1 protein-coding gene and 2 pseudogenes are annotated in these 5,872 nt (G+C 63.1%); all 3 read right to left on the reverse strand.

All coding sequences use genetic code 11. From position 1 onward, the window contains the following. Nucleotides 1-404: pseudogene (locus R6U20_RS02170) on the reverse strand (hypothetical protein); the annotation flags it as partial. A 276-nt stretch (nucleotides 405-680) separates the two neighbouring features. Beyond that, nucleotides 681-2,144, reverse strand: coding sequence for a glutamate synthase subunit beta (locus tag R6U20_RS02175; RefSeq protein WP_410336233.1), 1,464 nt, complete (start codon nucleotides 2,142-2,144; stop codon nucleotides 681-683). 624 nt (nucleotides 2,145-2,768) lie between these two features. Further along, nucleotides 2,769-5,780, reverse strand: a pseudogene (gltB, locus tag R6U20_RS02180) (glutamate synthase large subunit); the annotation flags it as partial. Between the last annotated feature and the right edge of the window lie 92 nt (nucleotides 5,781-5,872).

Here is a 5,872-nt window from a genome sequence, read left to right on the forward strand (position 1 = left end):
CGGGCGGTGTGCACGTCGAAGAAGGTGGGGGCTTCGCGGAGCGAGTCGGGCACGGCGTGGCGCAGGGGATGCACAGCAAAGGTGCCCTGGGCATCGGGACGCAGCTGGGCGACGGTGCCTACGCCGCCCATGAAAAGCGTGCTGTCGGGGCCAGGGGCCAGGCTGCGCACGGGACTACCATCGGGAAATGCGAAGCGCCGCCATTCCACGCCATCAAACTGACGGATGGACCGCTGGATAGCCATGTAGAGGAGCCCGCGTGCGTCTTGAGCCAGCGCCCAGGTTTCGTCGTTGCCGTCGTAGATGCCGGGCGGCACGGTACGGACGACAGGGTAGAGGGTATCGGGCGGGGCAGTCGGCTGGGCTTCTGCCCAATCAGGGCACAGGACCGTGCCTGCGAGCACACTGATTATCCCCAGAACCAGCCATCGGAAGCGGTGCTGAGAAACAGCGTATTGAGTGCACATCAAAAGGGCCGACGGTACAAATGGGCGGATGCGTGAACGGGCACACGCAACGTAGCAGTCCCGCTATCAAGATGCAACGCCTGAACATGGAAGGGATGGATCCCAGGTCGGGGCTGCGTTGTGTCCGGGATGATGTACGAGGGGCTTCCCGTTAGACCTGACAGGTCTCGGAGACCTGTCAGGTCTTTAGAGAAAACCCGTTCGAGAGCATTGTCACCGCAGGTCGCCATCGCCGCGAGTGGGGAGCGTGGTGTGGCCGGTGAGGTAGCGGTCGACGGTGCGGGCACACTCGCGTCCGTCGGCGATGGCCCACACGACGAGGGAGGCGCCCCGTGTGGCATCGCCCGCCGAGAAGATGCCGGGCGTATCGGTCGTGTAGTCGGCATCGGTGGCAACGCGGCCCCGGTCGTCGAGCGACACATTGAGCGGATCGAGCAGGGCTTCGCGCTCGGGCCCCTCGTAGCCGATGGCGAGGAGCACCAGATCCGCCGGACGCGTGCGTTCGGTGCCAGAGATGTGCTCTTTGCGGCGCTGCCCGTTGTCGTGGTGCCAGCGCACATCGGCACAGCGGATGCGCTCCACGTGACCGTCGCCCTCAAACGCGATCACATCGGTATTCCAGACGCGCTCGACGCCTTCTTCGTGCGAGATGCTGACGGTGAGCGTGCCGGGCGCAAACGGCCACGGGTGGTCGTCGGGGCGCTCGGTGGGCGGCTGTGGACCATGCGTAATGTTGGTGATGGAGGCGGCGCCCTGTCGGTGTGCGGTGCCGATGCAGTCGCTCGCGGTGTCGCCGCCGCCCAGCACCACCACGTGCTTCCCTTCGGCATCGATTTCCGGCAGATAGTCGAGGTCGGGTGCGCTGCCGTCGGTGGCGATGTGACTCTGGCGATGCAGATACGGCCAGGCAAAGTGGATGCCGTCAAGCTCGCGCCCCGGCACGGGCAGATCACGCGGGCGCAGCGATCCGATGCAGAGCACGACAGCATCGGCGCTGGCATGGAGCGTATCGATGGAGCGGTCGGTGCCCACTTCAACCCCACACTCAAACTGGATGCCCTCGGCACGCAGCAAGTCGATGCGACGGTCGATGATGGACTGCGGCAGTTTGAAGTTGGGCACGCCCGAGTGCAAGAGTCCACCGGGACGGTCATCGCGCTCGTAGACGGTGACGCTGTGGCCGGCTCGGTTGAGCTGCTGCGCGCAGGCGAGTCCGGCGGGGCCAGAGCCTACAACGGCGACCTGGAAATCGGTGCGCGTGTCGGGCGGATTCGGCTGCACCCACCCCTCACGAAAGGCGTGCTCAACGATGGCCTGCTCGATCTGCTCAATGGCCACCGGCTCGGCCACGAGTCCAGCCACACACGCCGACTCGCACGGCGCCGGGCAGATGCGTCCGGTAAACTCGGGGAAGTTGTTCGTAGCGGCAAGCTGCTCGTACGCGGCTTTCCAATTGCCCTCACTAACCAGCATGTTCCAGTCGGGGATGCGGTTGCCGAGCGGGCAGCCCGACTGGCAGAACGGCACGCCGCAGTCCATGCACCGATGCGACTGCGCGCGAGCTTGTTCGTCAACGACCGGTAGATAGACCGGGTCGTTGTCTTGGATCCGCTCTTCGACCGAGCGCTTGGGCAGATTCTCGCGCGGCTGGTGGATGAAGGCTTTGGGATCGGGCATAGGGTAGGGGTACTGGTTATGTCGTGGCGAGAGTAGACCTGTTTGAACCGGGGATGTCGACGTTTATCCAGTAGCGGGCTCGCCCTGGATGCAAACTTGAGCCGGGCGACTTACTCATGTGTCTATCTTTAACATCCAAAGGTACCAGTGAAAAATCGCAAACTTGTCATTACGCGTCCGTAGTACGGTGTCGTATGTGGTTGTTTGGGCGGTTTGAGAGCACGGAATCCCTCCCCCTAAATCCTCCTCCTCCGAGGGGGACTTCAAGAGGACGCCCTCTGGTTCCTTCCTCCCCGGGGAGGAAGGGTAGGATGGAGGGGACTCGCGCCGAAGTATCCCAATCCACATGATCTGTCAGGTTGTGCGCCGAGCGCCGCGTCGGTTGCAGGCTCCCTCCTCGTAATGACAGTTTTGGACCATAACTTTCAGGTGTCACACACCACTACTGGTGTGTCACAGGTCAATGGTTGGGTAGCGTGGGCGAATGATTGGCATGAAAGGTCACAAAAGATCCCGGATCAGCGGCGCCAGGGGCGCCTTGCCTGTCCTGAACTCGATTCAGGATCTGGATGACTATAAAATAGGAGTTCGTGCATTACCCTATGAATCACGTGTGACAGAGCACTACGGCCTCACAACCGCCTCATCTTCTGCAGGCGTGGCGTCCACATCTTCGAATGGAGGCCCGTTCTTCAGAGCATCCTTAAACGCCTTCGGAAAGACCTTCACGAACTCGGTGCAGATGTCAGGCCAGCGATCGAGTACGGTCTGTGCGGTGGGACTGCCGGTGGCGTTGTGGTGGGCATCCACGAGTTGGTGGATGCGGAGGGCGTCATCGGAGCCGGGTGGTACGTCGTGCAGATCGACCATTTTGGTGTTGCAGCGACGCCTGAACGTGCCCGCACGGTCCCACACGTAGGCGAGACCGCCACTCATCCCCGCCGCAAAATTGCGTCCGGTGGAGCCAAGCACGACCACGCATCCGCCGGTCATGTATTCGCAGCCGTGATCGCCCACGCCCTCGACCACCGCCTCGGCCCCACTGTTGCGCACCGCAAAGCGCTCGCCCGCCTGTCCGCGACAGAGCAGCCGACCGCTCGTGGCCCCGTAGAGCGCCACGTTGCCGGTGACGGTGGCGTCTTCGGGGCGATAACCGGCATCTTCGGGCGGACGCAGCACGATGCGCGCTCCAGAGAGGCCCTTACCCAGGTAGTCGTTGGCAATGCCGCGCACATCGAACGTGAGCCCGCGCATCCCAAACGCCGCAAAACTCTGTCCGGCAGTGCCGGTGCAGCGGAGCGTGATGGTGTCGGTGGGCAGGCCGTCGTCGCCGTGCGCCTGCACCACTGCGCGGCTGAGCAGCGTGCCGACGGTGCGGTTCTGGTTCGTGATGGGTACATCGAGCGTGACCGGGGTGCCCTCGTTGAGCGCCGGAGCGGCCTGGTTGATAAGCGCATGGTCGAGGGCTTCGTCGAGTCCGTGATCCTGGGCGGTGGCGGCGGCATCTTCGCGCAAAGCTGCGGGCACATGCCCCTGCGTAAGCAGCGATCCCAGTTCCAGTCCGCGGCGTTGAGCGTCGGGATGTGGCAGCAGCCGATCGGTGCGTCCCACAAGCTCGTTGAACGTGCGCACACCGAGCCGCGCCATGTGCGAGCGGACTTCTTCGGCAATCAGGTAGAAGTAGTTGATGACCTGCTCGGGCGTGCCGTCGAACTTCGCGCGGAGCTCGGGGTCTTGCGTGGCGATGCCCACCGGACACGTGTTCAGGTGGCACTTGCGCATCATGATGCAGCCCAGCGAGATGAGCGGCGCGGTGGAGAACCCAAACTCCCGCGCCCCCAGTAGCGCCCCAATCACAACATCGCGCCCGGTGCGCAGACCGCCGTCGGTTTCGAGGCTCACGCGGTTGCGCAGGCCTTGCTTCGTGAGCATCTGATGCGCATCCGCCAGGCCCATCTCCCACGGCAGCCCCGCATGCATGATCGACGTCTGCGGCGAGGCTCCGGTGCCCCCGCTGTGTCCGCTAATAAGAATGTGGTCGGCTTTGGCCTTGGCAACACCCGCGGCCACGGTGCCCACGCCCGCCTCGCTCACCAGCTTCACGCTGATGCGCGCCTCCGGATTGGCATTCTTGAGGTCGTAGATGAGCTGGGCCAGGTCTTCAATCGAGTAGATGTCGTGGTGCGGCGGCGGTGAAATCAGCGTCACGCCGGGCACTGCGTAGCGCAGCCGGGCAATCAGCTCGTTGACCTTGCCGCCGGGCAACTGGCCGCCCTCGCCTGGCTTGGCGCCTTGGGCCACCTTGATCTGCAGCACATCGGCATTGACCAGATATTCCGGGGTGACACCGAAACGGCCAGAAGCGATCTGCTTGATCTTGGAGCTGCGCGAAGTGCCGTAACGGGCAGGATCCTCACCGCCTTCACCCGAGTTCGAACGCGCGCCAAGGCGGTTCATCGCCTCGGCAATCGCTTCGTGGGCTTCCGGCGACAATGCCCCCAGGGAAATACCGGCCGAATCGAAACGCTTGAAGATGCTCTCCAAAGGCTCGACCTGGTCGATATCGATTGGCGTCTGATCGTCACGCAGGCGCAGCAGGTCGCGTAGGGAGGCAACCGGACGGCTGTTGACCAGTCCCGCGTACTCCAGATACTTGTCGTAGCTGTCGCCCTGTACTGCATCCTGCAGCGCCCGCACGACGTCCGGGTTGTAGGCGTGGTATTCGCCGCCAAAGATGAACTTCAGCAGACCGCCCTGCTGGATCGCCTTGCGCGGATTCCAGGCTTCGTTGGCCAGCAGACCCTGCTCCATTTGCAGATCACTGAAGCGCGCGCCCTGAATCCGGCTGACCACACCGCGGAAGCAGACGTCGACGATCTCATCGGCCAGGCCGACCGCTTCGAACAGCTGCGCGCCGCGGTAGGAGACGATGGTGGAGATACCCATCTTCGACAGGATCTTCAACAGGCCCTTGGAAATGCCCTTGCGGTAGCTCTTGAACACCTCATAGAGGTCACCGATGACTTCACCGGTACGAATCAGGTCGCCAAGCACTTCGTAGGCCAGGTACGGATAGACCGCAGTAGCGCCAAAGCCGATCAGTACCGCGTAGTGATGCGGATCGCGAGCAGTAGCGGTTTCAACCAGGATGTTGCAGTCGCATCGCAGGCCCACTTCGATCAGATGGTGATGCACCGCGCCCACGGCCAGAGCCGCATGAACCGGCAGCTTGCCTTCTTCGATATAGCGGTCGCTGAGCACCAGCAGCGTCTTGCCCTCGCGTACTGCGGCTTCGGCTTGCAATGCGATGTCCTTGACCGCTTCGCCCAGGGGCATGTCCGCCGCGACGTTCAGCTCGATGCGCTGGACGGCGAAACCCGGGCGCTCGAGATTCATCAATGTGCGCCACTTGGCGGGCGACATAACCGGGCTGCTGAGAATCGCCCGATTGGCGTGCTCGGCGGTTTCCTCGAACACATTGCGCTCAGCGCCGACACAGGTTTCCAGCGACATGACAATCGCTTCACGCAGCGGATCGATCGCCGGGTTGGTGACCTGAGCAAACTGCTGACGGAAATAGTCGTACAGCGGCCGCTGTTTGGCGGACAGTACCGCCATGGGAGTATCGTCGCCCAAACCATGTTCCCTGTGCTCAGTCCCGATGAAATGGCGGGACATTACAGTGAAAACGATGTGTCACAAGCAGTGCGGCGTGGCGTCATAACAGG

Source organism: Longimonas sp., assembly GCF_046498435.1.
In the GTDB taxonomy this organism is placed as follows: Bacteria; Bacteroidota; Rhodothermia; order Rhodothermales; family Salinibacteraceae; genus Longimonas.

What these genes read in the sequence shown, in the direction of transcription:
- R6U20_RS02175 (WP_410336233.1), bottom strand. Translation starts at nt 2,144, where the DNA reads ATGCCCGATCCCAAAGCCTTCATCCACCAGCCGCGCGAGAATCTGCCC.